Below are 23,648 nucleotides of genomic sequence, written 5' to 3' on the forward strand. Positions count from 1 at the left end.
GGCAACCTCCTATCTATAGTAACTGTACTTCTTCTCAACTTTTTTGGCAAGGATAGTCACAATACCAATCAAAATCAAGTAAATTGCTCCTGCCAAGAACATAGGAATCAGACTGGCATCTCGATTGGCTGCTGTCCGACTAGCCAAAATCAAATCTGAAATCCCTAAAGCATAGACCAGAGAAGTATCCTTGACCAAACTCATGACTTCATTAAATACGCTAGGAAGAACAATTTTGGTCACCTGTGGTAAGATAATATAGCGCACTGTGGCAACAGGGCTAAACTTCAAGACCTTAGCAGCCTCATATTGCCCCTTAGGAATAGTATCAATCCCCCCACGGAAGATTTCAGCAAAGTAAGCCGCATAATTCAAAACAAAGGCAATAATAGCCGCAGGAAGGCGATCCAAACGAATCCCAATATTTGGGAGCACATAATAGATAAAGATCAATTGCAAGAGCAAGGGTGTTCCCCGCATGATCCAGATATAAATGTTGATCAGATAATGGAGGAGCTTCCAATGGACTTGCAAGGCAAAAGCAATCAAAACGCCCAAGGGAATAGAAAAAATCAAGACCAGTACAAAAACCTGTAAAGTCATGCTTGCACCGCTCAATAAACTCGGTAATATCTCAAACAAATAAGACATACTGCACCTCCTAAAAATAATTGTTCCTATTATAGCATAAATAAACAATTTAGCAAGGGTTATTGTAAAAAAATTCTATTTCTTTCAAAAAACGTATCTGCCAAATTGACGGATACGCTCTTTTAGAGAGATAACTTTTAAAGTGTTTCTAGCAGTTCTTGCATTTGAACATCATCTGGGACTAGTTTTAAATAGGCTTCGACTTGCACTTTGGCTTCTTCAAAATATCCCAATTCACGCAAGAGATAAGTATATTGCTCCAGAAACTCTGGATTGTCCTTGAGGTCAGATGACAGTTCTTGATAGAGCTCATAAGCCTTATCTAAATCCTCGATTTTCTGGTAAGAGCGTGCAATCATCCACTTGGTCAGGAGGTTTTCAGGTTCTTGACTTTGGAGAGCGATAATGTCCTCAAACCGTTCTTGTTCCATATAAATGGTCGCAAGGCGAAGGAAAATTTCTTCTGTATCCTCTGCATCTTCTTTGGCAGTAAGGAGAAACTGCTCTGCGCTACTAGGATCATGCAATTCATACGAGAACTGAGAAGCAGCTAGCAAGAGCCGGGTCTCAAACGGATTTTTCTCCAATCCCTGTTTAGCAATACGGAGAGCTTCTTCTATCTGATGTTCCTTGTGCAAGGCTTGACTATAACCATACTCATATCCTTCAAAATCCGGTGAAATGGTATCAATCTGCTTAAAGTAAAGGACAGATTTTTGATACTCTTCTTGGTCAAAGTAAAGACTAGCCAGTTCAAAGGCAGTTTGGTCATCGTATTCTAGTTCTATAGCTTTTTCTAAGAATTCAGTTGCAGCTTCAAACTTGCCTAACTGAGCATAAGCGTAGCCGATTCTCTGATAGGTTGAAACACCCGTTTGCTCATAGAGGGAGCGATTGTCTAATTGAGCATAGCCCTGAATGGCTTCCTGATAATTTCCTAACTCACTATCCAACTCAGCCAAACCAAAAACTAATAAGGCGTCATCTGAGTAATTTAGGGCTTCCAATAACTTTTCACGCGCTACATCTGTCAATCCTTCCAACTGATAGAGGTCTGCCTTCAAGGCCAAGGCCGATACATACCAGTCATTTTCAGGTGTGATTTCCTCAAGGTAAGCAAAGGCTTCCTCAACATTGCCATCCTCGCTAGCAATGCTAGCTAAATTCAGATTCACTTCTGGAAATTCTGTAACGATATTTTGGTAAATTTCTTTTGCTTGAGGATAAAAGCCAATTCCCTCAAGATAGCTTGCTAGTTCGTAAAGAACTTCACTTGAATCTGTTTCGAGGGCTTTGTGAAAGTACTGATCCGCTTTACTTAAATCTTGTTCATCCAAAGCTTGGAGCATGTGTTGACTACTGTTCACTCTTGATTTCCTCCCCTTCTTCTTCATACAAACCGCTGACTTTTTTGTACCAGTTAAAGATAGCAGAGATAACAACCTTAGCAGAGGCATAGACTGGAATTCCCAGCAAGACTCCCCAAATACCAAACATGGATCCTGAAGTTAGAAGAACAAAGAGGACATTGATCGGATGGATGTTTAGCTGACTACCTAAAATAAGCGGAGAAACGAAGCGACCTTCAATCGTTTGTTCAACAATAAAGACAATAATCACTTTCAAAAGCATCACAGGCCCCGCTATTAAGCCCAAAACCAAAGCAGGCAACATCGCTAGAAAACTACCTAGATAAGGTACTAGATTGAGAATACCAGCGGTAATACCAAGAGTCACAGCATATCTGAGACCAATAATCTTAAAGAAGATAATAAACATAATTGCCACGATAATAGCAACTGTAACCTGTCCTCTAACGTAGTTTGACAGCTGTTTATTGACATCCGATAGGACTTCACCCGCAGGTTCTTTTAACTTCGTTGGAATAAACTTAGTCAAATAATCTCGCAAGCCTTTTCCATCACGCAAGAGATAGAAGAGCATAAAGGGTACGATAATGACCGCTACAATCACCTGAGAAACACTACTGATAAAGGCGCTCACCCAGTTAACGGCTTGGGAAGAGATTTTGCTCGCCCACATCGTCGCCTCAGTAGAAATATTCGCAAGAACCTGCTCCAACTGCGGCCTAAAATCATCTGGCAAGCGTTTGGTTACAAGGTCATTGATCACCTTATCAGCATCTTCCAGGTATGTCGGTACATTCTTCGCAAAATTTAAGACTTGACGTTGCAAATTTGGAATAGCAACCGCCAGCCCCCAAATGATAAAGAGACCAATTATAACAAAGAGAATACTAATGGCAAGGACACGATTGATCTTGTGCTTCTCCATCCAGTCAACAATCGGATTGAGGAGGTAATAAAGTAAACCAGATAAAATAACTGGCAACATGACAACCCCAAGAAAATCTAAAACTGGTAAAAAGATAAAACTAATCTTACTTAGAATAAAAATATTTAGCCCCAGTAACAAGGTTACTAAAAATACAGTGATGGCTTTATTATCTAAAAACCACTTAAAAAACCAAGATAGGCTAAAATGTTTCTCTTTATGTTCCATAAATACATCCTTTCTGTCATTCTCTCATTATACCATTTTTAATTTAAAATAACTCTTATTAAAGTGCTTACATAGATTAAACGAACACTTCCTGACTGTCATTTTGTGGTATAATGAACTTATCATTATTAAGAGGTATGGACATGAAAGAAACTGTTTATTTTGGAACTTATACTCGTCGCTCATCTAAAGGGATTTACAAGGCAGATTTTGATACAGAAACAGGCCAGCTTGCAAATCTTGAACTCTTTGCTGCTGAACCAAGTCCAACCTACCTTGCCTTTGACCAACAGCAACACTTATACACTGTAGGGAGCCAGGATGGCTTAGGTGGAATCGCTGCATATAAGACAGATGGCGCTTTGCTAAATCATGTTGTTGAAGAAGGCGCTCCCCATTGTTATGTGGCAGTGGATGAAAAGCGTGGTCTAGTTTATGGGGCCAACTACCACAAAGGTCAAGTTCTGGTTTATCAGCGCCAAGCAGATGGTAGCCTCATCCAAACGGATCTAGATCAGCATAGTGGACAAGGTCCTCATGAAAACCAAACTTCCCCACATGTACACTTTACAGATCTAACACCTGACCAGTACCTCGTCACCTGTGATCTAGGAACAGATGAGGTAACAACCTATGATGTTAGTCAAGAAGGAAAACTAAGTAAACTCTACACTTATCACAGCCAAGCTGGAGCAGGTGCTCGCCACATCGTTTTCCACCACCACTATAAGATTGCCTATCTCATCTGCGAACTTAATAGCACTATAGAGGTCTTGATTTATGATGGTGTTGGTGAATTTGAACGCATGCAAGTCATTTCAACCTTACCAGATGGATACGAGGACTTCAATGCTACTGCTGCTATTCGTCTTTCAAAAGATGGTAAATACCTTTATGCATCAAACCGAGGCCATGATTCCATTGCAGTCTATACGATCCTCGCTGATGGCAGTCTGGAATTATTAGAAATCGTACCAACACACGGACAAAATCCACGTGATTTCGACCTAACTCCTAATCAAGAGTTTCTCATTGCTGTTCATCAAGATTCTGATAATGCAACCGTCTTTAAGCGTAATCCTGAAACTGGCCGTCTTGCAGAACTTTCTAACGACTTCCATGTTCCTGAAGCAGTTTGCATCAACTTCCCACATTAAAAAAAATGAACTTGAAATTCAAGTTCATTTTTTGATTATAGTTTATTTCCGACATTGATACGGTTAATGGCACGTTGAAGAGCAATCTTAGCGCGTCGTTCTTGGTCGATTAAGTGCTTGTCTTGAGCTTCTTCGATTTCACGTTCAGCGCGAAGTTTCGCACGTTCTGCACGACTGATATCGATATCACGAGCTCGTTCTGCTGAGTCTGCTACGATGGTAATGATGTCATTGGCAATCTCGATAATCCCTCCGTTCACTGCAATCCAGTTCACATGAGTATCATCATCGATTCGTTTTACCTTTACTTCATCAACCGCTAAAACCGCAATCATATTTTCATGTCGTGGCAAGATCCCCATCTCACCATCCAGAGTTCGTACCGATACAAAGCTGGCATGGTGATCATAGACGAGGCCATCTGGTGTCACGATCTGGACAGTTAACTGAGCCATAGATCACCTCTTAAAATCCCATTTTCTCTGCCTTGGCAATGACGTCTTCAATTGAACCAACTCCACGGAAGGCATCTTCTGGCAAGTGGTCATGTTTACCATCAAGGATTTCCTTGAAACCACGAACTGTTTCTGCTACTGGTACATAAGAACCAGGTTGGCCAGTAAATTGCTCCGCAACGTTGAAGTTTTGTGACAAGAAGAACTGGATACGACGAGCACGCGCAACCAAGGTCTTTTCTTCATCAGAAAGCTCATCCATACCAAGGATGGCAATGATATCTTGCAATTCATGGTAACGTTGAAGGACACGTTTGACTTCAGCAGCAACTGCATAGTGCTCTTCTCCGACAATCTCAGGTGCCAAGGCACGAGAGCTTGAAGCCAACGGATCAACGGCTGGATAGATACCCAACTGTACCAACTTACGCTCCAAGTTGGTCGTTGAATCCAAGTGAGCGAAGGCTGTTGCTGGCGCAGGGTCAGTATAGTCATCCGCTGGCACATAGATAGCCTGGATAGAGGTTACAGAACCTTTCTTAGTTGATGTGATACGTTCTTGCAATTGACCCATTTCCGTAGCAAGTGTTGGTTGGTAACCAACGGCTGATGGCATACGACCCAAAAGGGCAGATACTTCAGAACCAGCCTGAGTGAAACGGAAGATATTGTCAATAAAGAGAAGAACGTCCTGGCCTTCTACATCACGGAAGTATTCGGCGATTGTCAAACCAGTAAGAGCAACACGCATACGTGCTCCTGGTGGCTCATTCATCTGACCAAATACCATGGCGGTTTTCTCGATAACACCTGATTCTTTCATTTCCCAGTAAAGGTCGTTCCCCTCACGAGTACGTTCTCCAACACCGGTAAATACTGAAATACCACCATGTTCTTGAGCAATGTTGTGAATCAATTCTTGGATCAAGACAGTTTTACCAACTCCGGCACCACCAAAGAGTCCAACTTTCCCACCTTTAAGGTAAGGGGCAAGAAGGTCGATAACCTTAATCCCTGTTTCCAAGATTTCAGATGAGGTAGACAATTCATCAAAAGTTGGAGCTTTCTTATGAATTGGCTGACGCTCAGCGTCTTCAGTGAAAGGAGCATCCAAGTCAATGGTATCTCCCAAAACATTGAAGACACGTCCCAAAGTTTCTTTACCCACTGGTACAGAGATTGGACGACCTGTGTCCAAAACTTCCATTCCACGAGTCAAACCATCTGTTGATTCCATGGCGATCGTACGAACCATACCATCACCCAACTCCAAGGCTACTTCAAGGACGATTTTTGTTTTTCTTTCGTCATTTTTGTAGACGACAAGTGCATTGTTAATCTCAGGAAGTGGTTCCCCTGCTGCAAACAAGACGTCTACAACGGGTCCGATAACCTGAGCAATTTTACCTGAACTCATCTCCTTCTCCTATTCTATATAAGATACTGTCGGTTCCCAGCTAATGCTAGGTCCTAAGTTCATTTTTATACGAGCAGGTTAAAGCCTTATTCTAAGGCACTAGCCCCCGCTACGATTTCTGTAATTTCTTGTGTAATCGCCGCCTGTCTGGCACGGTTATACTGGATTGTCAAATCATTGATGACCTTCTTGGCATTATCAGTCGCCGTTTGCATGGCTGTCATACCGGCGGCATTTTCAGCTGTCTTGGCATCGATAATAGCCCCGTAAATCATACTTTCAGCATACTGTGGCAACAATTGTTCCAAAATTTCTTCTCGGCTTGTTTCCAACTCAAATGTCAAGCTATACTCTTCATCTGCTTCATTTGGATCTAAGTCAACAATCGGCAGCATTTGTTCCACACGCATTTGGCTTGTCAGGGTGTTGACATGGTGATTATAGCAGACATAGAGTTCATCAAAGAGTTCATTTTGGTACATCTCAATCGTTTTTGAAATAATTTTACGAACTTCATCAAAACTTGGTTGGTCGGCCAAGCCCCGCAATTCATAGATTGGTTGAATGCCACGAGCCTTAAAGAAATCAGCCCCCATACCACCAATACAGATGACTTCAAAGTCATCACCATTTGGATGATATTCTTCTTTCAACTCCATAACAGCTTTAAGGATGGAAGCATTATAACCCCCAACCAAGCCACGGTCTGAAGTGATAACGATATAGCCTGTTTTCTTAACTGGACGACTAATGAGCATCGGATTGGTAGAACCACCAGATCCGTTACCATGCAGAATATCCGTCAAAAGCTTACGAACCTTCTGAGCATAAACTTGGAAGTTGCGAGCTGCTTCTTCAGAGCGACCTAGCTTAGCAGCCGATACCATTTGCATGGCATTAGTGATTTGACTAGTATTTTTTGTTGAGGCGATTTTTGTTTTAATATCATTTAGAGATACTGCCATCTGACACCTCTATTCTTATTGGAAGCTGGATTGATTGAGAAACTCTGTAATCGCAGCATCCAAGACTGCTTCTTCTGGCAAGTCTTTTGTTTCACGAATGGTTTCCAAAATCTCTGGATGTTGCGCATCAAAGAAAGTATGGAACTCTTCCTCAAAACGAACAATGTCATTCACTGGAACTGTATCCAAGAAACCATGTGTCAAAGCATACAGGATGGTAACTTGTTTCTCAACAGGCAATGGTTTGTGAACTGGTTGTTTCAATACTTCTACCGTACGACGACCACGATTCAACTTAGCCTGTGTTGCCGCGTCCAAATCAGAACCAAACTTAGTGAAGGCCTCTAGTTCACGGTATGAAGCAAGGTCGATACGAAGCGTACCAGCTACTTTCTTCATGGCTTTGATTTGAGCGGAACCACCTACACGAGATACAGATGAACCCGCATCAATAGCTGGACGAATCCCTGCATTAAAGAGACCATCTCCAAGGAAGATTTGCCCATCTGTAATTGAAATTACGTTGGTTGCGATATAGGCTGAGATATCTCCTGCTTGTGTCTCGATAAATGGTAGGGCTGTGATTGATCCGCCACCAAGCTCATCAGAAACTTTAGCTGAGCGTTCAAGCAAACGACTGTGGAGGTAGAAAACATCCCCTGGGAAGGCTTCACGACCTGGAGGACGACGAAGCAAGAGAGAAAGTTCACGATAAGCTACCGCTTGTTTTGAAAGATCATCATAAACGATCAAAACATGCTTGCCTTGGTACATAAACTCTTCAGCCATAGCAACCCCAGCATAAGGAGCTAGGAAGAGCAATGGAGATGGCTGTGATGCTGAGGCAGTCACAACGATTGTGTAGTCCAAGGCACCGTACTGACGAAGTGTTTCTACTTGTGTACGAACGGTTGATTCTTTTTGCCCAATTGCAACATAGATACAGATCATATCTTGACCTTTTTGGTTCAAGATGGTATCAATCGCAATGGTTGTTTTCCCAGTCTGACGGTCACCGATGATCAACTCACGCTGACCACGACCAATCGGTACAAGGGCGTCAATAGCTTTCAAACCTGTTTGCAATGGTTCTGATACAGACTTACGCTCCATAACACCAGGAGCTGGTGCTTCTACTGGACGAGTCTTGTCAGTATGGATTTCTCCAAGACCATCAACTGGACGACCAAGTGGATCCACAACACGTCCAATCAAATTATCACCAACTGGGACTTCCATGATTTTACCTGTACGGCGGATTGTATCCCCTTCACGGATATCCGTAAAGTCACCTAAAATGATAATCCCAACATCTGTAGACTCCAAGTTTTGCGCCATACCATAAGAGCCATTTTCAAAAATCAAGAGCTCTCCACTCATGGCATTTTCAAGGCCGTGGGCACGTGCGATTCCGTCCCCGATATAGGTTACAACACCAGTTTCAGTCACATCAAAATTGGGTTTGAAATTTTCAATTTGTTGCTTAATTAAAGCGCTGATTTCTTGTGCGTTAATTGCCAAAAGAACACCACTTTCTATTTCAAATTTTCTTTAACAACACGAAGTTGCTGTTTAATACTCACATCAATTGTCTTGTGATTGGCAAAAATGACAAAACCACCAATGAGACTTTCATCGATTTGTTCTTTGATACTCCGAACTTTCAGAGACATTTTTTTCTCAATCAAAGGGAGCAACCGCGCCTTCTGATCATATGTTAATGGATGAGCGGAGGCAATCGTCACTTCAAATCGATTGGTTTCTTTTTCAAGTCGACTCAAACAATCTACAATTACTTCATAAAATAAATTTGCTCTGTGATTGTACAGTAGAACCTGAATAAAGTTTTGCATTAGTGGTGACACAGAGTCTTGGAAGAAACGAACTGTTTTTTCCTTATCCGACTCATCTACTGCCACTTGAGCTAAAAAAGAAGGCAAGCCTGTTTCCTCAGCGACTTGCTTGATTTGAGCTAAGTCAGAAAAGATACGGTCTTCTTCTCCTTTTTCAATCACCAATTGGACAAAAGGCATGCTGTATTTTTCAATTACCTTTACTGTCTTTTTGTCCATTAAGCTTCTCCTAGCTGATCAATGTACTGATCAATGAGTTCTTTGTGGGCTTGACCGTCAAGGTTTTGTGAGATAATTTTTCCAGCTAGACTAATCGTCAAATCTGCTACCTCACCCTTAACGCTTTGTAAAGCTTCAGCTTTGTTTTGAGCGATTTCTTGGCTCGCTTTTTCTTTCAAGCGACCAGCTTCTAGTTTCGCTTCCGCCAGAATATCTGCTCTGCTCTTCTCTGCTGTCTCCTTGGCATTCTCAATGATTGTTTTAGCTTCGGTACGGCTACCTGCCAACTCATCTTCGCGCTTTTGAGCAAGAGTCTCCGCTTTTTGACGAGCTTGTTCAGCTCCATCAATATCTGCAGCAATTTTTTCTGCCCGTTCTTCGAAGATACTTGTCAAGTTTGACCATGCGTATTTTCTGACTAAGACGATCAAAAGGATAAAAGAGCCAGCTATTAAAATAAAGTTACCAATCAATTCACCTACTGTTACGTGCATCAGTTACTCCTTTCTACTCTTCATCATTAATTTTATTTCCTAGATACATAGAAGACAAGACTGTGAACACATAAGCCTGAACACAGGAAATGAACACAGAAAATGCCGTCCAGACAAGGTTGGTAACAAACGCAATTGGATACCAATAAAAGGCCTGGTGAGAAAGTAAGATAAGCAAGCTTGTCATCACTTCCCCGGCAAAGATATTTCCGAACACCCGCAAAGCAAGTGATAGGAAATTCGTGACTTCTTCAAGGAGATTCATCGGTGTCATGAAACCTGGTGTCACAAAAGCTTTTAGATACTTTTTAACACCTCGGCGACGAATCCCTTCTATGTGGGTCATCAAAATAATACCAAAAGACAAAGCCAAGTCAAATTGCAAATTTGCAGTTGGCGAAGTCCAAAGATTAGTACCATCCGTCATTTGAAGTTTTGCCATCAAACCAAGGTTGTTTGCGATGACCATAAAAAGAAACAAGCACAAATAAAAGAGTGAGTAATCTTTCATGTACCGTGAACCAACATTGGGTTCTGTAAATCCAACAACAAAGTCATGAATATACTCAAGTACATTTTGCTTCCCTTTGGGTTTCAGAGTCATACTACGACTCGCCCAATAGATAAAGCCAAAAATAACTGCCACAGACAGCAAGGTTAAGGCTGTCAAGGTTAAATCAAAGGTAACAGGACCGATATTGATGGTTGGATTGATACTTTCTTCCATCTAGAATCCTCCCTTTTCCCAATTTATACTTCTCTTTATTTGATGATAAATGAAAAGACAAGAGTTACAAAGAAAGTTCCTTCAATAAAGGCAATCCCCATGATCATCAAGCTACGCAATTGTGGAATGATGTCTGGTTGGCGTGCTGCTGACTTGAACAAACCGTTCATTAACATACCTTCTGCAAGGGATACACCCATACAGGCAAGACAAAGACCGAAAAATGTTAAATTCATTATAAATTCTCCTTTTTTATTTAAATTTACTTACTTAGTTTAGTCCTAAAATTTGTTTTTGTCAACTTTTTACTAACATTGAAAGCGTTTCAGATAATTTATTTCTAATTTTACTATTTTTAGTACGATTGTATAGAAATTTTTAACCTTTTTCCATAAGAAATTCCGTATTTTTACTAAGGTTTCTGAAGCAAAATAAAAGACCCAAGCTTAAAAACTTGGATCTATTTTTGTCTATTTAAAATAAAATGAATGATGTTGTTTACAACCTGGATTAAATGGAGCGCTGCAATAAGGACAAGCTATCTGTGTTTGGTATTCTTGAAAAGTCATTGTCCTCTTACAAGCCCCACAAAAAATTGGTTGATCCTTGGAAAGCGTCAAGGGATAGGGCGAAAACAAATGCGTCTCCATAGCATTATGGCACTGATAGCAAGCATAGTATTTCTTGCATTCATAGCACTGGAGGGAAACGATATCTTTTTCACTATGATAGTGAACACACCTACTCTCATCATCAACTAACAAACCTTGCGCTTGAATCATTTACTTTTCCTTATCTAGGCACGAACGGTGACACTTGTCCCGTCTTCCTTATAGAGGTTAATGAGACCTTCCTTGAGAGCGCGAACCATGTCACCTGCCTGAACAGGTTGTGGAACCTTGATGGTCAAGAGTTCCATTGGATTTGGAGCGCGATCTATTTTATTGCCTTTAGAATCATGAAGATCTTCGATATAGGTTTCAAAATGACGGAAACCTGGGCCGTAAAACTCAACTTGGTCACCTTCGTTGATTACATTCCGTTGACGGATGGTTGCTGTTTGGGTCGCATCATCATAAGAAACGACTTCAGCGACAAACTTGTATTCAGGGATTTTACGGCGAGCACCAAATAACTGCTCATTCTCAGACGGCGTACCGTAGTAGAATCCTGTTGCCAATTCACGTTGGGCAACCTTCCACATCTCATCTACCAAGTCTTGTTTGATAGCTTCAAATTTTTCTGGGCTTTCAAGGTAAGCATCCACAGCCGCCTTGTAACAGTTGGTTACTGTTGAAACATAGTGGATTGACTTCATACGACCTTCAATTTTTAGACTATCTACACCATTTTCAATCATATCTGGGATATGGTCAATCATAGACATATCAACGGCTGACATTGAAAATTCTTCTGGAATTTCACCTTTAAGACTCTTACGTTCTTGGCCAAAGGGCATATCGTAAAGGTCGTATTTCCAACGGCAAGACTGTGAACAACCTCCACGGTTGGCATCACGCATACTCATGTGGTTTGAGAGCGTACAGCGACCTGAGTAAGAAATACACATGGCTCCATGGACAAAGGCCTCAATTTCTACATCAGTGCGTTTGCGAATCTCTGCCAATTCTTCCATTGAAACTTCACGGGCTAAAACCACGCGAGTTAGACCAAGTTCTTTCCAGAACTCAAGAGTTTCATAGTTGGTCGCACTTGCTTGGGTTGAAAGGTGGATTTCAAGACCTGGTGCTTCTGTTGCTGCAATCATGATCAAAGCCGGATCTGACACGATAATTGCTGCAATCCCGATGTCACGCAACTTACGGAACCACTCACCAGCCCCAGCTTCATTTCCTTCGTGCATAACCATGTTGGCAGCTACATAGACCTTGGCACCATACTTGGCTGCGAACTGGACACCTTCTTCCATCTGTTCAAAGGTGAAGTTTCCAGCACGGCTACGAAGACCATAGGCCTGTCCACCGATGAAGACTGCGTCCGCACCATATTGAACAGCTACTTTCAGCTTCTCTAAAGTCCCTGCAGGTGATAAAACCTCAGGACGTTTTAATGTTTTTGTCATTTTTTCTCCTATTTGCAATATAAAAGTTTGACGTTTTTCCTTCCCATTTTATAGTAAATAATAGATAAAATCAAGTCTAGACAGATTGTTTTGACAATTCTAATCTTTTAAGAAAACAAAAAACTAGCCTTTCTAAACTAGTTGTTTTCAAGATAAAATTCAAAACGTTCACCAACATATTGACTCTTGACATATTCAAAAGCCGTCCCATCATCGAGATAGGAAACCTGAGTCAAGGCCAGAATCGCATGCCCCTTTTCGATTTCTAGGTAATGAGCAATTTTTTCCTTAGCCAGCCTCGCATAAATGGTCTGTTGGGATTTGCCAATCCGGTAGCCATGCTGCTGCAAGGTTTGGAAGAAATGACTAGTGATTTCTTCTTTTTTGAAATCCTTAATGAATTTCTCAGGAATGGATGCGACTTCATAGACCAGAGGAACTTGATCAGCGTAACGCACCCGTTCCATACGGATGATATTTTCAGTTGGTGAAATACCTAGCTTTTCCACTTCCTGCTCGTTGGGAATGGTTCTCCTATAGGAAATCAGCTGACTAGAAGGAACTTTTCCTTGAGCTTTGACAATCTCCGTAAAACTAGTGGTGCCCCGCATTTTTTCTTGTACTCGAGTGCTAGAAACAAAGGTTCCGCTTCCTACACGACGCTCCAAAACTCCCTCCTCAACCAAGAGAGAGATGGCTTGTCGCAAGGTCATCCGGCTAACTTGAAACTTGTCTGCAAGATCCCGTTCACTTGGAAGCCTTTCTCCTATCATCCAACGATGCTCATCGATATCTTTTTTTATCTGATCGTGGATTTTCATATAGGCTGGTAACATGCTTTTCACTTCTTTTCTTTATTTTCTCTATTGTACCGTATTTAATTAGAAAAAGTCAAACTTTGCCTTGTTTAGTTGGTAATTCACCCTCATTTGTGATAAAATAATGAAAAAGATATTTCTTTTGAGAAAGGAAAAAGATGAGCAACATTTCAACTGATTTGCAAGATGTCGAAAAAATCATCGTACTGGACTATGGTAGCCAATACAACCAGCTAATTTCACGCCGTATCCGTGAAATTGGTGTTTTTTCAGAGTTAAAAAGCCATAAAATTTCAGCTGCAGAGGTTCGTGCGATTAACCCTGTAGGGATCATCCTCTCTGGTGGACCAAACTCTGTATACGAAGATGGTTCATTTGATATTGACCCAGAAATTTTTGAACTTGGCATTCCGATTTTAGGAATCTGCTATGGTATGCAACTTTTAACTCATAAACTTGGAGGAAAAGTTGTCCCTGCAGGTGATGCTGGTAACCGCGAGTATGGCCAATCACCACTTACCCATACCACTTCTGCCCTCTTTGAAGGAACTCCTGAAGAACAGATTGTGTTGATGAGCCATGGCGATGCTGTTACAGAGATCCCAGCTGATTTTGTTCGTACTGGTACTTCTGCTGACTGTCCTTATGCAGCTATTGAAAACCCTGACAAGCACATCTATGGTATCCAATTCCACCCAGAAGTGCGCCATTCTGTATACGGAAATGATATCCTTCGCAACTTTGCCCTTAACATCTGTAAAGCTAAGGGTGACTGGTCAATGGACAACTTCATCGATATGCAGATCAAAAAAATCCGTGAAACTGTAGATGACAAGCGTGTTCTTCTCGGTCTATCAGGTGGTGTTGACTCTTCTGTCGTTGGCGTTCTTCTCCAGAAAGCAATCGGCGATCAATTGATCTGTATTTTTGTAGACCACGGTCTTCTTCGTAAGGGAGAAGCTGACCAAGTTATGGATATGCTTGGTGGTAAGTTTGGTTTGAATATTGTCAAAGCTGATGCTTCAAAACGCTTCCTTGACAAACTTGCAGGTGTTTCTGACCCTGAGCAAAAACGTAAAATCATCGGTAATGAGTTTGTTTATGTCTTCGATGACGAAGCAAGCAAGCTAAAAGATGTAAAATTCCTTGCTCAAGGAACACTATACACTGACGTGATTGAGTCTGGAACTGATACTGCTCAAACCATCAAATCACACCACAACGTGGGTGGTCTTCCAGAAGACATGCAGTTTGAATTGATTGAACCATTGAACACTCTTTATAAAGACGAAGTCCGTGCCCTCGGTACAGAGCTTGGTATGCCAGACCACATCGTATGGCGCCAACCATTCCCAGGACCAGGACTTGCTATCCGTGTCATGGGTGAAATCACTGAAGAAAAACTAGAAACTGTTCGTGAGTCTGATGCTATCCTTCGTGAAGAAATCGCTAAAGCGGGTCTTGACCGTGATATCTGGCAATACTTCACTGTCAACACAGGCGTTCGTTCAGTCGGTGTTATGGGTGACGGTCGTACTTATGACTACACCATCGCCATTCGTGCGATTACTTCTATCGATGGTATGACAGCTGATTTTGCCAAGATTCCTTGGGAAGTCCTTCAAAAAATCTCTGTACGTATCGTAAACGAAGTAGACCACGTTAACCGTATCGTCTACGACATTACAAGTAAACCACCCGCAACAGTTGAGTGGGAGTAGAGTTAATGATTTTAAAAAGTCCTAGAAATCAATATTTCTAAGGCTTTTTCTTTCACGTTTTCAAAATCAGAAATTTTTGTAATATGGAGAGTCCTTGAGTTTCAACTCCCTTTTTAAATCCCTAAAACCATGCTATAATATAGTAAGTATAGATCCAATAACCTAATGATAAAGATTTCTTACATCATCCGTAAGTGTTATTCTACTCTGATTCATATTATAATGAAATTAACAAAAGATGGAGGTGTCTCACATGGAAACAATTTTACGAGTAGAATCATTAACAAAGCATTATGGAAAAGAGCCGAATATCACTAAGGCCTTGAACGGCATATCTTTTCAAGTTGTCAAAGGCGAGTTCTTAGGGATTATGGGGAGTAGTGGATCTGGGAAAACAACCCTTCTTAACTGTCTCGCCACTATCATCAAGCCAACTGACGGGTCCATTCAAATGCAAGAAAAGGATTTAGGTCAGTTAAAAGGTAGCCAATTAGCAGACTATAGAGGCAAGGAAATTGGCTACCTCTTTCAGAATTTTGAGCTTTTGGACAATCTGACTGCCAAAGAGAATATTTTACTTCCCTTGTCTTTGCACAAGGTCGATGCTAACGAAAGCAAACTTCGGTTAGAATTGCTTTCCCAATATCTGGATATTTCTGAACTTCTGGATAAGTTCCCATCTCAATTATCAGGTGGTCAACGGCAAAGGGTAGCTGCTGCTCGTGCCTTGATTTTAGACCCTAAGATTGTATTTGCAGATGAGCCCACTGGGGCTTTGGACTCTAAAAATGCGACCATTTTGATGCAAAAATTATCCGAAATGAATCAAGTGGAAGAAACCACCATTCTCATGGTGACCCACGATTCAGTCGCTGCCAGCTTTTGCAACCGCATCTTGTTCATCCAAGACGGAAAACTATTCCATGAAATCCGACGCGATTATCCAAGAGAAAGTCAAGAAGATTTTTACCACAGAATACTAAAGGTCATGGCAGCGCTAGCTGGAGGTGATGGCAATGTTTTCTAAATTAGTCTCAAGAAATAGCAAGAGAGATCGAAAGAATAATGGCTTGTACTTCAGTTCCATGGTTCTTTCTATTATTTCCTTTTACATCATCCTTTCTTTGTCCCATCAAGATGTGATGATCTTTCTAAAACAAATAGAAAGTGACGCTGTAAATAAACTCTTTAGCATGATTCCTATTCTTTACGTAGCAACGCTCTTTATTCTCTTTTTTCTAGTCTACTTCGCAAGCAGTATGCAGATGGAAAGGAGAAAACATGAATTTGGTGTCTATCTCACACTGGGAATGCGAAGAAGCAAACTGTTCTTGCTACTTCTGCTCGAGGATTTGAGAAACAGTGTCCTTGCCCTTGGAATAGGCCTTCCTATTTCTATCTTGATTTCAGAACTGATCAGCCTAATAACCGCTAAAATTGTGGGACTAGGGATTATTGAGCATCAATTTTCTCTATCTACTACAGCTCTACTCTATACAGTCATCGGCTTCCTAGCCGTAAAATTAGCTGTTTTTGTCCTTTTAAGTGCAAAAACAGCCAATAAGGAAATCGGAAACCTGCTTGCCTATTTACCCTCTGGAATGAAGAAACTACTCCCCAAAGGCGTGTACCTTCTTGCTTCCGTCCTCGGAATTTTGCTTCTAGGAACAGCCTATTACATGGGTATGAGTGGACGAGCTTGGAAGAGTGTCATAACCATGGGCATCACCGTTCTCTTAGGAACTCTGGGAACTATCCTACTCTTCTTTGGTATGCGTTTATTTATAGACTTTTTGGTCAAACTTGGAAACAATCGAAAACTTCATGCCTATAATTTTAGACAGATTCAGGAATTAGTTATCCAGCGCTCAACTATACTGGCTGTCTGCTCCCTCTTAATCTTCTCTGCCTTGTGCCTCTTTGGAGCAGGTGTTGCTATTGCAAGTGGCAATTCAGGCAATCAAACCCACGTATTGGATTATACATTTAGAGATAGCAAGCAGGAAACAGATGAAAATCTTGATGTAAATGCAGTTAAAAAAGAGCTTGAAGATGCCGGACTAGTATCACAGTTTTCAAAGATTCTGCAAATCAAAGTAGGCACACCTAAAGAACACAAGTCCGTGTCCTTCGAAGAGGTCATCAAGGAGTTGAAAAAGCAAAAAGACAGCAAGAACAAGGAAATTTTGCTCCGTAAATTTAAACAGTCTACTACTTCCCACCTCATGCCAATTTCCGAATACAATGAACTTAGAAAGGCTGCCAATCTCCCTCCTCTAGAATTAACTAGCAAGGAAGCCTACTTGTATATGGGGAAAGATTTTCTCCCGGATGAGAATCTCGTCAACTCTGTTCTGAAGACGAAGCCTCAAATCAAAGTCATGGAAAATGATGTAAAATTGATTGGAGAGGTGGAGTCTTTACCGATTGTAACGGATCGTGAAATCACCCTCTCTGTTGCCCTCATAGTCCCAGATGAAGTCTTTATGAACTATACAGACGGTCACTACTCGAACTATGTCAGCGGTATCTTGGCTCCTGAGCTAGTCAAAGAAAAAGGTCTGATGAGAGCTATCTCAGATACCAATGAAAAGCTAAATCAAGCCTCTCTTGGCTATGAAAGCTATATACAAAATATGGGAAGACAACTATTTTACATTATCTCTGCCAGCTATATCACTATCTATCTGGCTATCATCTTCCTTGTTGTGGCAAATACAATCATCGGCGTTCAATTTTTGATGGGACAAAGACAATCCTACAGACGATACCAAACCTTGATCCATCTCGGAGCCAACTACGAAACTCTTTGTAAATCGTCAGAAAAGCAAGTCAACTGGTATTTCGGTCTGCCAATAGCCCTTGCACTTCTTAGTAGTAGCTTCGGAGTGAGCTCCCTCCTCACAGGAATAGTACCTGCTAGTGTAAGAATGGACATGGGGCAGAAATTTATCACAGCCATGCTGATCATACTGCTCTTAGCTGGCTTTGAAGTCATCTATATAAAAATTGTAAAGAAAAATAGCAACAAGTACTTATTGTCCTTAATGGAACCCAAAAGAGATGAATAAGGTAGAATAAGGTAGAATAAAATAGGAAAAGGAGGAACCGATATGAAGCATATTCTGGTTATTGAAGATGAAGCCTTGATTCGAGATGAAATTGTCATTTTGTTAGAGAAAGCGGGTTATCAAGTTGATAAGTTGACTGACTTCAAAGATACAAGCCAGCAAGTGCTACAATACGATACGGATCTAATCATACTGGATTTGAATTTGCCGAGAGAAACAGGTTTTCAAATTTGTAAAAATCTCAAGTCAAAACGCTCTGTGCCCATATTGGTTCTCACCTCCCGTGAACAACTAAAAGATGAGATCTACGCCCTAAAATTAGGGGCAGACGAGTACTTAACAAAACCTTTCAAAAAAGAAAGATTCTTGGCTCGTATAGAAAATATCTTGAAACGCTATGAAGGTAGACAAAATTTGCTTGAAAAAGATAATTTCCTTCTGGATAGAAATACCTATACCCTTTATATCAACGGACATTCGATTTTACTCCCTCAAAATCAAGGGAAATTGTTAGAAACCTTATTAGTGGCAACTGGTTCTGTCGTCACAAAAGAAGAATTGAGCATGAAACTGTGGAATACAACTGAGTTCATCGATGAAAATGCACTACAAGTAAACATTGCAAGGCTGAAAAAGGTGATGAAACAGGCTGGCATTGCCCTTCAAGTCAAGTCCGTCAGAGGTATTGGTTACAAGCTAGAAGAGGTAAGTCCAGATGAAATATAATCTAAAATATCTAGCTACTTATCTGCCTTGGTTACTTGTTCTCTTAGCATTTGATCTATTTACAGCTGTCCTGCTTTGGCTTTCAGATGTGAGAATGTTTCAAGCTCTCATCCTGCTCTATCTTTTAGCCACCGTCCTGCTTTTTTTCATCCTATCATTCCTACTGATAAGAAAAGAAAGAAAAAAATCCGCTGCCTATAAAGCCTTCATAGCCAATCCCAAGATGGATACTGAGCTTGAATTATTGCATTTATCAAGTGCCTCAGAGAAAGAAAGCATTGAACAAATGGCAGATACACTTTATCAAAAGCAGGCTGAAATAGGAAAGCTCAACTCATTACTAGCCGAGTACGAGGACTATGTTGAAAAATGGGCGCATGAGATTAAACTCCCTCTATCGCTTCTTTCCCTCCTTTTGGACAACCAAAGTGACCAGTTACCTGAAGATACAGCATTTAAGTTGGACTATGTGAAGAATCAAATCCAAGGAAATGTATCACAAATCCTATTCTATTACAGGGTGAAAAGTGAGAAAAATGATTTTTTATTTGAAGATCTTGATCTAGAAGAATGTATCCAAGATCTATTGGAAAATTTTGATCCCTTACTCAAAGAAAAGAATTTTACGATTCAGCTAGAAAATATACAAGGAACCTGCTACACCGATCAACGCAGTTTTGAATTTATCCTCTCCCAAATCCTCGCCAACGCCCTTAAATACAGCTCTGACAAGCCCAAACTCAGTATTTCTATATCAAAAGACAAGGAGCACACAGCATTGATTATTAGGGATAATGGCTGCGGAGTTAAAGCTTGCGACCTCCCCCATATTTTTGAAAAAGGATTTACAGGTGATTCAGGAGACACAAGGAAAAAATCAACAGGCATGGGCCTCTATCTGGTCAAACAATTAGCAGATGCTTTAAAAATCGAAATCACAGTAAAATCCGAATGGATGCAAGGATTTGAAATCACTCTTTCTATTTAGTCATTTTTCGATTAAGAAAATTGCCTAATCATAGAAAGTACATATTTTATATAAAAAAGGAAAGCACTTCTGCTTCCCTTTTTATTTGCGTTTTTTCTTAGCTTTTTTCATCTTGTTGGCCATACGTTTCATAGACTGTTTCATGGCAAATTCACCGATTTTACCTTTAAGTCCGCCACCAAACATCTGGCTCATATCTGGCATTCCAGCTCCTCCAAGAGCTGACATATCTGGCATGCCACCTTGTCCCATCATTCCTTCAAGGGCAGACATATCCATCCCGCCCATATTTGGCATATTTTTAGGGAGGTTATTTGGATTGATGCCCATTTGTTTCATCATCTTGTTCATATCACCAGACATGACCCCTTGCATGAGCTGTTTGGCCTGATTAAAGTCTTTGATGAATTTATTCACTTCGACAAAGGTATTTCCAGAACCTGCAGCGATACGACGGCGACGACTTGGATTTAACAAATCAGGATTTTCACGCTCCTCAGGAGTCATCGAAGATACGATGGCACGTTTACGCGCAATTTGGCGCTCATCCACCTTCATATTTTGAAGAGCTGGATTATTAGCCATCCCTGGAATCATCTTGAGCAAGTCTTCCATCGGCCCCATGTTTTGCACCTGATCTAATTGATCAATGAAATCATTGAAATCAAAGGTGTTTTCACGCATCTTCTCAGCCATTTCAAGAGCTTTTTGCTCATCGTATTCCTGAGAAGCTTTCTCAATCAAGGTCAGCATATCCCCCATACCAAGGATACGGCTAGACATACGGTCTGGGTGGAAGGTTTCAATATCTGTAATCTTTTCACCCGTACCAGTGAACTTGATTGGTTTTCCAGTGATGTGACGAACAGATAGAGCCGCACCACCACGAGTATCTCCATCAATCTTGGTAAGGATGACCCCAGTCACTTCCAACTGAGCATTAAACTCACGGGCAACATTGGCTGCTTCTTGACCAATCATAGCATCAATGACGAGCAGGATTTCATTTGGTTGAGCCAAGGCCTTAACATCACGAAGCTCATTCATCAAGAGCTCATCGATCTGCAAGCGCCCTGCGGTATCAATCAAGACATAGTCGTTGTGATTGGCCTGTGCTTGCTCCAAACCTTGACGAACAATCTCAACCGCTGGAACATCAGTACCAAGAGCGAAAACAGGCACATCAATTTGTTGTCCGAGTGTTTTGAGCTGGTCAATAGCAGCAGGACGATAGATGTCAGCCGCAATCATCAAAGGCCGTGCGTTTTCTTCTTTCTTGAGTTTGTTAGCCAGCTTACCAGCAAAGGTTGTTTTACCAGCCCCCTGCAAACCAACCATCATGATGATCGTAGGAATCTTAGGGGACTTGATAATTTCTGCCGTATCAGAACCTAAAACGGCTGTCAGTTCCTCATCAACGATTTTGATAATCTGTTGGGCAGGATTAAGAGTATCAATGACCTCATGCCCGACAGCACGTTCACGAACCTTCTTGATAAAGTCCTTTACAACGGGCAAAGCAACGTCGGCTTCAAGCAAGGCCAGACGAATCTCTTTAGTTGCTTCTTGAACATCAGCCTCAGAAATTTTTCCTTTTTTACGTAGATTTTTAAAGACGTTCTGTAAACGTTCTGTTAAACTTTCAAATGCCATTTCTTTCTCCTATGTTTAATCAATTCGGTGGAAATCGTCCAAAATCTTGTAAACAAACAAGTTCTTCTGGAGTGACTTCTTTCATTATTTCAGTGGGATATCCCCAACAAGAAAATCCTTCTTGAAGGGCCTGGTGAATAGAATCAGGTGAGAGGATTTGTAGTCTTGTAGGAAAGGGCTCCTCAGCAGCTAATAATTTACAAGGTATTCCTTTATAGATGACAAGATCTACCATAATTACTCCCTGTTATCAATACTCGTTAAAATCTCAACTTGCTCCTGCAGAAAGTCATCCTTGGGATAGCGCTCCAAGATCTGGTCAAAAATCTGACTGCGAACAATGTAGTCCGAGTACATGTGTAATTTCATCTCATAATCTTCTAGAATCTTTTCCGTCCGCTTGATATTATCATAGACAGCCTGACGACTGACACCGAACTCTTCAGCAATCTCAGCAAGGCTATAGTCATCTGCATAATAAAGCTCAATATAGTTCATTTGCTTGTCCGTCAAAAGCGCAGCATAAAATTCAAAAAGCGCATTCATGCGATTGGTTTTTTCAATTTCCATAACTTTTATTATACCAAAAAATCTATCATATCGCTATACTAGAAAGCCTTCTAAAATAATTACATCACAAAAAAAGAACCTTGCAAAGCAAGATTCTTTTAGTGTCTGACTTAAATAATTGTTCTTCTGGGAACTAAATCGAATTAAGCTTCGATTTCTGTAACCATACCTGAACCAACAGTACGTCCACCCTCACGGATAGAGAATGTAGTACCTTGTTCTACGGCGATTGGGTGGATCAACTCAACGTCGATAGTCACGTTATCACCAGGCATTACCATTTCAGTACCTGCAGGAAGTTCGATTGAACCTGTAACGTCAGTAGTACGGAAGTAGAATTGTGGACGGTAGTTGTTGAAGAATGGAGTGTGACGTCCACCTTCTTCTTTAGTAAGGATGTAGACTTCACCTTTAAATTTAGTGTGTGGGTTGATTGAACCTGGTTTAGCGATAACTTGTCCACGTTCGATTTCGTCACGTTGAACACCACGAAGAAGGACACCTACGTTATCTCCTGCAAGACCTTCGTCAAGTTGTTTACGGAACATTTCAACACCAGTAACAACTGCTTTTTGAGTTTCTTCTTTGATACCAACGATTTCGATTTCGTCGTTAACACGAACAGTACCACGGTCGATACGTCCTGAAGCAACTGTACCACGTCCAGTGATTGAGAATACGTCTTCGACTGGAAGAAGCAATGGTTTGTCTGTGTCACGTTCTGGTTCTGGGATGTACTCATCAACAGTGTTCATCAATTCCATGATGATGTCTTCGTACTTAGAGTCACCTTCAAGAGCTTTAAGAGCTGAACCTTGGATAACTGGAAGATCGTCACCTGGGAAGTCGTATTCTGACAAGAGGTCACGGATTTCCATTTCAACCAATTCAAGCAACTCTTCGTCGTCTACCAAGTCAATTTTGTTCATGAAGACGATAAGATGTTTAACACCAACCTGACGTGAAAGAAGGATGTGCTCACGAGTTTGTGGCATTGGTCCGTCAGTTGAAGCTACTACAAGGATAGCTCCGTCCATTTGAGCGGCACCAGTGATCATGTTTTTAACATAGTCCGCGTGTCCTGGAGCGTCGATGTGGGCATAGTGACGTTTTTCAGTTTCGTACTCAACGTGCGCAGTGTTGATAGTGATACCGCGTTCGCGTTCTTCTGGGGCAGCATCAATAGACGCATAGTCTTTAGGTTGGTTAACTGCTGAAGGCAAGCGACGTGCCAAAACAGTTGTGATAGCTGCAGTTAGGGTAGTTTTACCGTGGTCAACGTGTCCGATAGTACCAATGTTAACGTGTGGTTTACTACGATCGTATTTTTCTTTTGCCATTTGAGTAAAAGCCTCCAATAAAATATATTTTATAGATAGACAGTAGGCAATACAGTCTAACTTTCCTTACTATTTTATCAAATTTCAGCTAAATTGCAAGTGTTTTACACACATTTCGTGAATTATTCTAAATCTCATAATTTCCCATTCTTTTCCTTCTCCAACGGAATCATTTTAAACACTTTTGACCAGTCTAACCTCAAGTCTTTTTATCAAA

General features: G+C 41.0%; 24 protein-coding genes. 6 read left to right on the top strand and 18 right to left on the bottom strand.

Translation table 11 applies throughout. The annotated features are described in order from the left end of the window. Nucleotides 1-9 precede the first annotated feature (9 nt). From GOM47_RS05605 to GOM47_RS05615, 3 genes are all read right to left on the bottom strand, one after another. A complete protein-coding gene (locus tag GOM47_RS05605; protein WP_084976289.1) occupies nucleotides 10-651 on the bottom strand; it encodes an amino acid ABC transporter permease in 642 nt (213 codons plus the stop codon). 137 nt (nucleotides 652-788) lie between these two features. Next, complete coding sequence (locus GOM47_RS05610; RefSeq protein WP_235080116.1) at nucleotides 789-2,018, bottom strand: tetratricopeptide repeat protein; 1,230 nt, start codon at nucleotides 2,016-2,018, stop codon at nucleotides 789-791. Continuing rightward, complete coding sequence (locus GOM47_RS05615; protein WP_235080117.1) at nucleotides 2,008-3,174, bottom strand: AI-2E family transporter; 1,167 nt, start codon at nucleotides 3,172-3,174, stop codon at nucleotides 2,008-2,010. Before GOM47_RS05615 ends, GOM47_RS05610 begins: the two co-directional genes overlap by 11 nt. Before the next feature lie 143 nt (nucleotides 3,175-3,317). Here GOM47_RS05615 and GOM47_RS05620 point away from each other — a divergent pair, with 143 nt between their 5' ends. Further along, the gene (locus tag GOM47_RS05620) at nucleotides 3,318-4,331 is read left to right on the top strand and encodes a lactonase family protein (protein ID WP_235080118.1); all 1,014 of its coding nucleotides are present in this window, start codon (nucleotides 3,318-3,320) and stop codon (nucleotides 4,329-4,331) included. 35 nt (nucleotides 4,332-4,366) lie between these two features. Here GOM47_RS05620 and GOM47_RS05625 read toward each other — a convergent pair whose 3' ends face one another. The 11 genes from GOM47_RS05625 to GOM47_RS05675 form a co-directional block, all read right to left on the bottom strand. Next, complete coding sequence (locus tag GOM47_RS05625; protein ID WP_000068036.1) at nucleotides 4,367-4,786, bottom strand: F0F1 ATP synthase subunit epsilon; 420 nt, start codon at nucleotides 4,784-4,786, stop codon at nucleotides 4,367-4,369. A 10-nt stretch (nucleotides 4,787-4,796) separates the two neighbouring features. Next, on the bottom strand, nucleotides 4,797-6,203 hold the full coding sequence (gene atpD, locus GOM47_RS05630; protein ID WP_235080120.1) for a F0F1 ATP synthase subunit beta: 1,407 nt from the start codon (nucleotides 6,201-6,203) through the stop codon (nucleotides 4,797-4,799). A gap of 86 nt (nucleotides 6,204-6,289) precedes the next feature. Then, nucleotides 6,290-7,168 carry a F0F1 ATP synthase subunit gamma gene (locus tag GOM47_RS05635; RefSeq protein ID WP_000301235.1) on the bottom strand — a complete coding sequence of 293 codons (879 nt, stop codon included), beginning with the start codon at nucleotides 7,166-7,168 and terminating at the stop codon, nucleotides 6,290-6,292. A 15-nt stretch (nucleotides 7,169-7,183) separates the two neighbouring features. Next, nucleotides 7,184-8,689, bottom strand: a complete 1,506-nt coding sequence (gene atpA / locus GOM47_RS05640) for a F0F1 ATP synthase subunit alpha (RefSeq protein ID WP_235080122.1) — start codon at nucleotides 8,687-8,689, stop codon at nucleotides 7,184-7,186. A 14-nt stretch (nucleotides 8,690-8,703) separates the two neighbouring features. Continuing rightward, nucleotides 8,704-9,240: a F0F1 ATP synthase subunit delta gene (locus GOM47_RS05645; protein WP_235080123.1), complete on the bottom strand. Its 537-nt coding sequence runs from the start codon at nucleotides 9,238-9,240 to the stop codon at nucleotides 8,704-8,706. Next, nucleotides 9,240-9,734 (bottom strand): F0F1 ATP synthase subunit B, encoded by a 495-nt coding sequence (atpF, locus tag GOM47_RS05650; protein WP_235080124.1) that lies wholly within the window; start codon nucleotides 9,732-9,734, stop codon nucleotides 9,240-9,242. The genes GOM47_RS05645 and atpF overlap by 1 nt, the downstream gene beginning before the upstream one ends. A 13-nt stretch (nucleotides 9,735-9,747) precedes the next feature. Continuing rightward, on the bottom strand, nucleotides 9,748-10,461 hold the full coding sequence (gene atpB / locus GOM47_RS05655) for a F0F1 ATP synthase subunit A (RefSeq protein WP_000392857.1): 714 nt from the start codon (nucleotides 10,459-10,461) through the stop codon (nucleotides 9,748-9,750). A 35-nt stretch (nucleotides 10,462-10,496) separates the two neighbouring features. Beyond that, complete coding sequence (locus GOM47_RS05660; protein ID WP_001054555.1) at nucleotides 10,497-10,697, bottom strand: F0F1 ATP synthase subunit C; 201 nt, start codon at nucleotides 10,695-10,697, stop codon at nucleotides 10,497-10,499. Between the two features lie 234 nt (nucleotides 10,698-10,931). Further along, the gene (locus GOM47_RS05665) at nucleotides 10,932-11,243 is read right to left on the bottom strand and encodes a CHY zinc finger protein (protein WP_235080125.1); all 312 of its coding nucleotides are present in this window, start codon (nucleotides 11,241-11,243) and stop codon (nucleotides 10,932-10,934) included. A gap of 14 nt (nucleotides 11,244-11,257) precedes the next feature. Continuing rightward, nucleotides 11,258-12,544 (bottom strand): peptidase U32 family protein, encoded by a 1,287-nt coding sequence (locus tag GOM47_RS05670; protein WP_235080126.1) that lies wholly within the window; start codon nucleotides 12,542-12,544, stop codon nucleotides 11,258-11,260. Between the two features lie 137 nt (nucleotides 12,545-12,681). Next, complete coding sequence (locus GOM47_RS05675) at nucleotides 12,682-13,380, bottom strand: GntR family transcriptional regulator (RefSeq protein WP_235080127.1); 699 nt, start codon at nucleotides 13,378-13,380, stop codon at nucleotides 12,682-12,684. A gap of 140 nt (nucleotides 13,381-13,520) precedes the next feature. Between GOM47_RS05675 and guaA the strand changes: the two genes are divergently transcribed. The 5 genes from guaA (at nucleotide 13,521) to GOM47_RS05700 (ending at nucleotide 19,868) form a co-directional block, all read left to right on the top strand. Beyond that, a complete protein-coding gene (guaA, locus tag GOM47_RS05680; RefSeq protein WP_235080128.1) occupies nucleotides 13,521-15,083 on the top strand; it encodes a glutamine-hydrolyzing GMP synthase in 1,563 nt (520 codons plus the stop codon). Between the two features lie 253 nt (nucleotides 15,084-15,336). Beyond that, nucleotides 15,337-16,110 carry an ABC transporter ATP-binding protein gene (locus tag GOM47_RS05685; protein WP_235080129.1) on the top strand — a complete coding sequence of 258 codons (774 nt, stop codon included), beginning with the start codon at nucleotides 15,337-15,339 and terminating at the stop codon, nucleotides 16,108-16,110. Then, nucleotides 16,100-18,154 carry an FtsX-like permease family protein gene (locus GOM47_RS05690; protein WP_235080130.1) on the top strand — a complete coding sequence of 685 codons (2,055 nt, stop codon included), beginning with the start codon at nucleotides 16,100-16,102 and terminating at the stop codon, nucleotides 18,152-18,154. The genes GOM47_RS05685 and GOM47_RS05690 overlap by 11 nt, the downstream gene beginning before the upstream one ends. A 42-nt stretch (nucleotides 18,155-18,196) precedes the next feature. Beyond that, nucleotides 18,197-18,880 carry a response regulator transcription factor gene (locus tag GOM47_RS05695; RefSeq protein WP_235080131.1) on the top strand — a complete coding sequence of 228 codons (684 nt, stop codon included), beginning with the start codon at nucleotides 18,197-18,199 and terminating at the stop codon, nucleotides 18,878-18,880. Further along, entirely contained in the window at nucleotides 18,870-19,868 is a 999-nt protein-coding gene (locus GOM47_RS05700; protein WP_235080132.1) for a sensor histidine kinase, read from the top strand. Before GOM47_RS05695 ends, GOM47_RS05700 begins: the two co-directional genes overlap by 11 nt. 81 nt (nucleotides 19,869-19,949) lie before the next feature. Here the strand turns inward: GOM47_RS05700 and ffh are convergent, their stop codons facing one another. The 4 genes from ffh to tuf all read right to left on the bottom strand — a co-directional run bounded on the left by ffh (nucleotide 19,950) and on the right by tuf (nucleotide 23,431). Continuing rightward, on the bottom strand, nucleotides 19,950-21,521 hold the full coding sequence (gene ffh / locus GOM47_RS05705; RefSeq protein ID WP_235080133.1) for a signal recognition particle protein: 1,572 nt from the start codon (nucleotides 21,519-21,521) through the stop codon (nucleotides 19,950-19,952). A gap of 19 nt (nucleotides 21,522-21,540) precedes the next feature. Next, on the bottom strand, nucleotides 21,541-21,756 hold the full coding sequence (locus GOM47_RS05710; RefSeq protein WP_235080134.1) for a 2-oxoglutarate:acceptor oxidoreductase: 216 nt from the start codon (nucleotides 21,754-21,756) through the stop codon (nucleotides 21,541-21,543). A 2-nt stretch (nucleotides 21,757-21,758) separates the two neighbouring features. Then, nucleotides 21,759-22,091 carry a putative DNA-binding protein gene (locus GOM47_RS05715; protein ID WP_218757937.1) on the bottom strand — a complete coding sequence of 111 codons (333 nt, stop codon included), beginning with the start codon at nucleotides 22,089-22,091 and terminating at the stop codon, nucleotides 21,759-21,761. A gap of 143 nt (nucleotides 22,092-22,234) precedes the next feature. Continuing rightward, a complete protein-coding gene (tuf, locus tag GOM47_RS05720; protein ID WP_001040719.1) occupies nucleotides 22,235-23,431 on the bottom strand; it encodes an elongation factor Tu in 1,197 nt (398 codons plus the stop codon). Nucleotides 23,432-23,648 lie beyond the last annotated feature (217 nt).

Origin of the sequence: Streptococcus oralis (assembly GCF_021497945.1) — a bacterium.
Taxonomy (GTDB): Bacteria; Bacillota; Bacilli; order Lactobacillales; family Streptococcaceae; genus Streptococcus; species Streptococcus oralis_BR.

Excerpts from the sequence above, each read along its gene's own strand:
- GOM47_RS05605 (WP_084976289.1), bottom strand. The coding sequence starts at position 651 with ATGTCTTATTTGTTTGAGATATTACCGAGTTTATTGAGCGGTGCAAGC.
- GOM47_RS05615 (WP_235080117.1), bottom strand. The coding sequence starts at position 3,174 with ATGGAACATAAAGAGAAACATTTTAGCCTATCTTGGTTTTTTAAGTGG.
- GOM47_RS05620 (WP_235080118.1), top strand. The coding sequence starts at position 3,318 with ATGAAAGAAACTGTTTATTTTGGAACTTATACTCGTCGCTCATCTAAA.
- GOM47_RS05625 (WP_000068036.1), bottom strand. The coding sequence starts at position 4,786 with ATGGCTCAGTTAACTGTCCAGATCGTGACACCAGATGGCCTCGTCTAT.
- atpD (WP_235080120.1), bottom strand. The coding sequence starts at position 6,203 with ATGAGTTCAGGTAAAATTGCTCAGGTTATCGGACCCGTTGTAGACGTC.
- GOM47_RS05635 (WP_000301235.1), bottom strand. The coding sequence starts at position 7,168 with ATGGCAGTATCTCTAAATGATATTAAAACAAAAATCGCCTCAACAAAA.
- GOM47_RS05645 (WP_235080123.1), bottom strand. The coding sequence starts at position 9,240 with ATGGACAAAAAGACAGTAAAGGTAATTGAAAAATACAGCATGCCTTTT.
- atpF (WP_235080124.1), bottom strand. The coding sequence starts at position 9,734 with ATGCACGTAACAGTAGGTGAATTGATTGGTAACTTTATTTTAATAGCT.
- atpB (WP_000392857.1), bottom strand. The coding sequence starts at position 10,461 with ATGGAAGAAAGTATCAATCCAACCATCAATATCGGTCCTGTTACCTTT.
- GOM47_RS05660 (WP_001054555.1), bottom strand. The coding sequence starts at position 10,697 with ATGAATTTAACATTTTTCGGTCTTTGTCTTGCCTGTATGGGTGTATCC.
- GOM47_RS05665 (WP_235080125.1), bottom strand. The coding sequence starts at position 11,243 with ATGATTCAAGCGCAAGGTTTGTTAGTTGATGATGAGAGTAGGTGTGTT.
- GOM47_RS05670 (WP_235080126.1), bottom strand. The coding sequence starts at position 12,544 with ATGACAAAAACATTAAAACGTCCTGAGGTTTTATCACCTGCAGGGACT.
- GOM47_RS05675 (WP_235080127.1), bottom strand. The coding sequence starts at position 13,380 with ATGTTACCAGCCTATATGAAAATCCACGATCAGATAAAAAAAGATATC.
- guaA (WP_235080128.1), top strand. The coding sequence starts at position 13,521 with ATGAGCAACATTTCAACTGATTTGCAAGATGTCGAAAAAATCATCGTA.
- GOM47_RS05685 (WP_235080129.1), top strand. The coding sequence starts at position 15,337 with ATGGAAACAATTTTACGAGTAGAATCATTAACAAAGCATTATGGAAAA.
- GOM47_RS05690 (WP_235080130.1), top strand. The coding sequence starts at position 16,100 with ATGTTTTCTAAATTAGTCTCAAGAAATAGCAAGAGAGATCGAAAGAAT.
- GOM47_RS05695 (WP_235080131.1), top strand. The coding sequence starts at position 18,197 with ATGAAGCATATTCTGGTTATTGAAGATGAAGCCTTGATTCGAGATGAA.
- GOM47_RS05700 (WP_235080132.1), top strand. The coding sequence starts at position 18,870 with ATGAAATATAATCTAAAATATCTAGCTACTTATCTGCCTTGGTTACTT.
- ffh (WP_235080133.1), bottom strand. The coding sequence starts at position 21,521 with ATGGCATTTGAAAGTTTAACAGAACGTTTACAGAACGTCTTTAAAAAT.
- GOM47_RS05710 (WP_235080134.1), bottom strand. The coding sequence starts at position 21,756 with ATGGTAGATCTTGTCATCTATAAAGGAATACCTTGTAAATTATTAGCT.
- GOM47_RS05715 (WP_218757937.1), bottom strand. The coding sequence starts at position 22,091 with ATGGAAATTGAAAAAACCAATCGCATGAATGCGCTTTTTGAATTTTAT.
- tuf (WP_001040719.1), bottom strand. The coding sequence starts at position 23,431 with ATGGCAAAAGAAAAATACGATCGTAGTAAACCACACGTTAACATTGGT.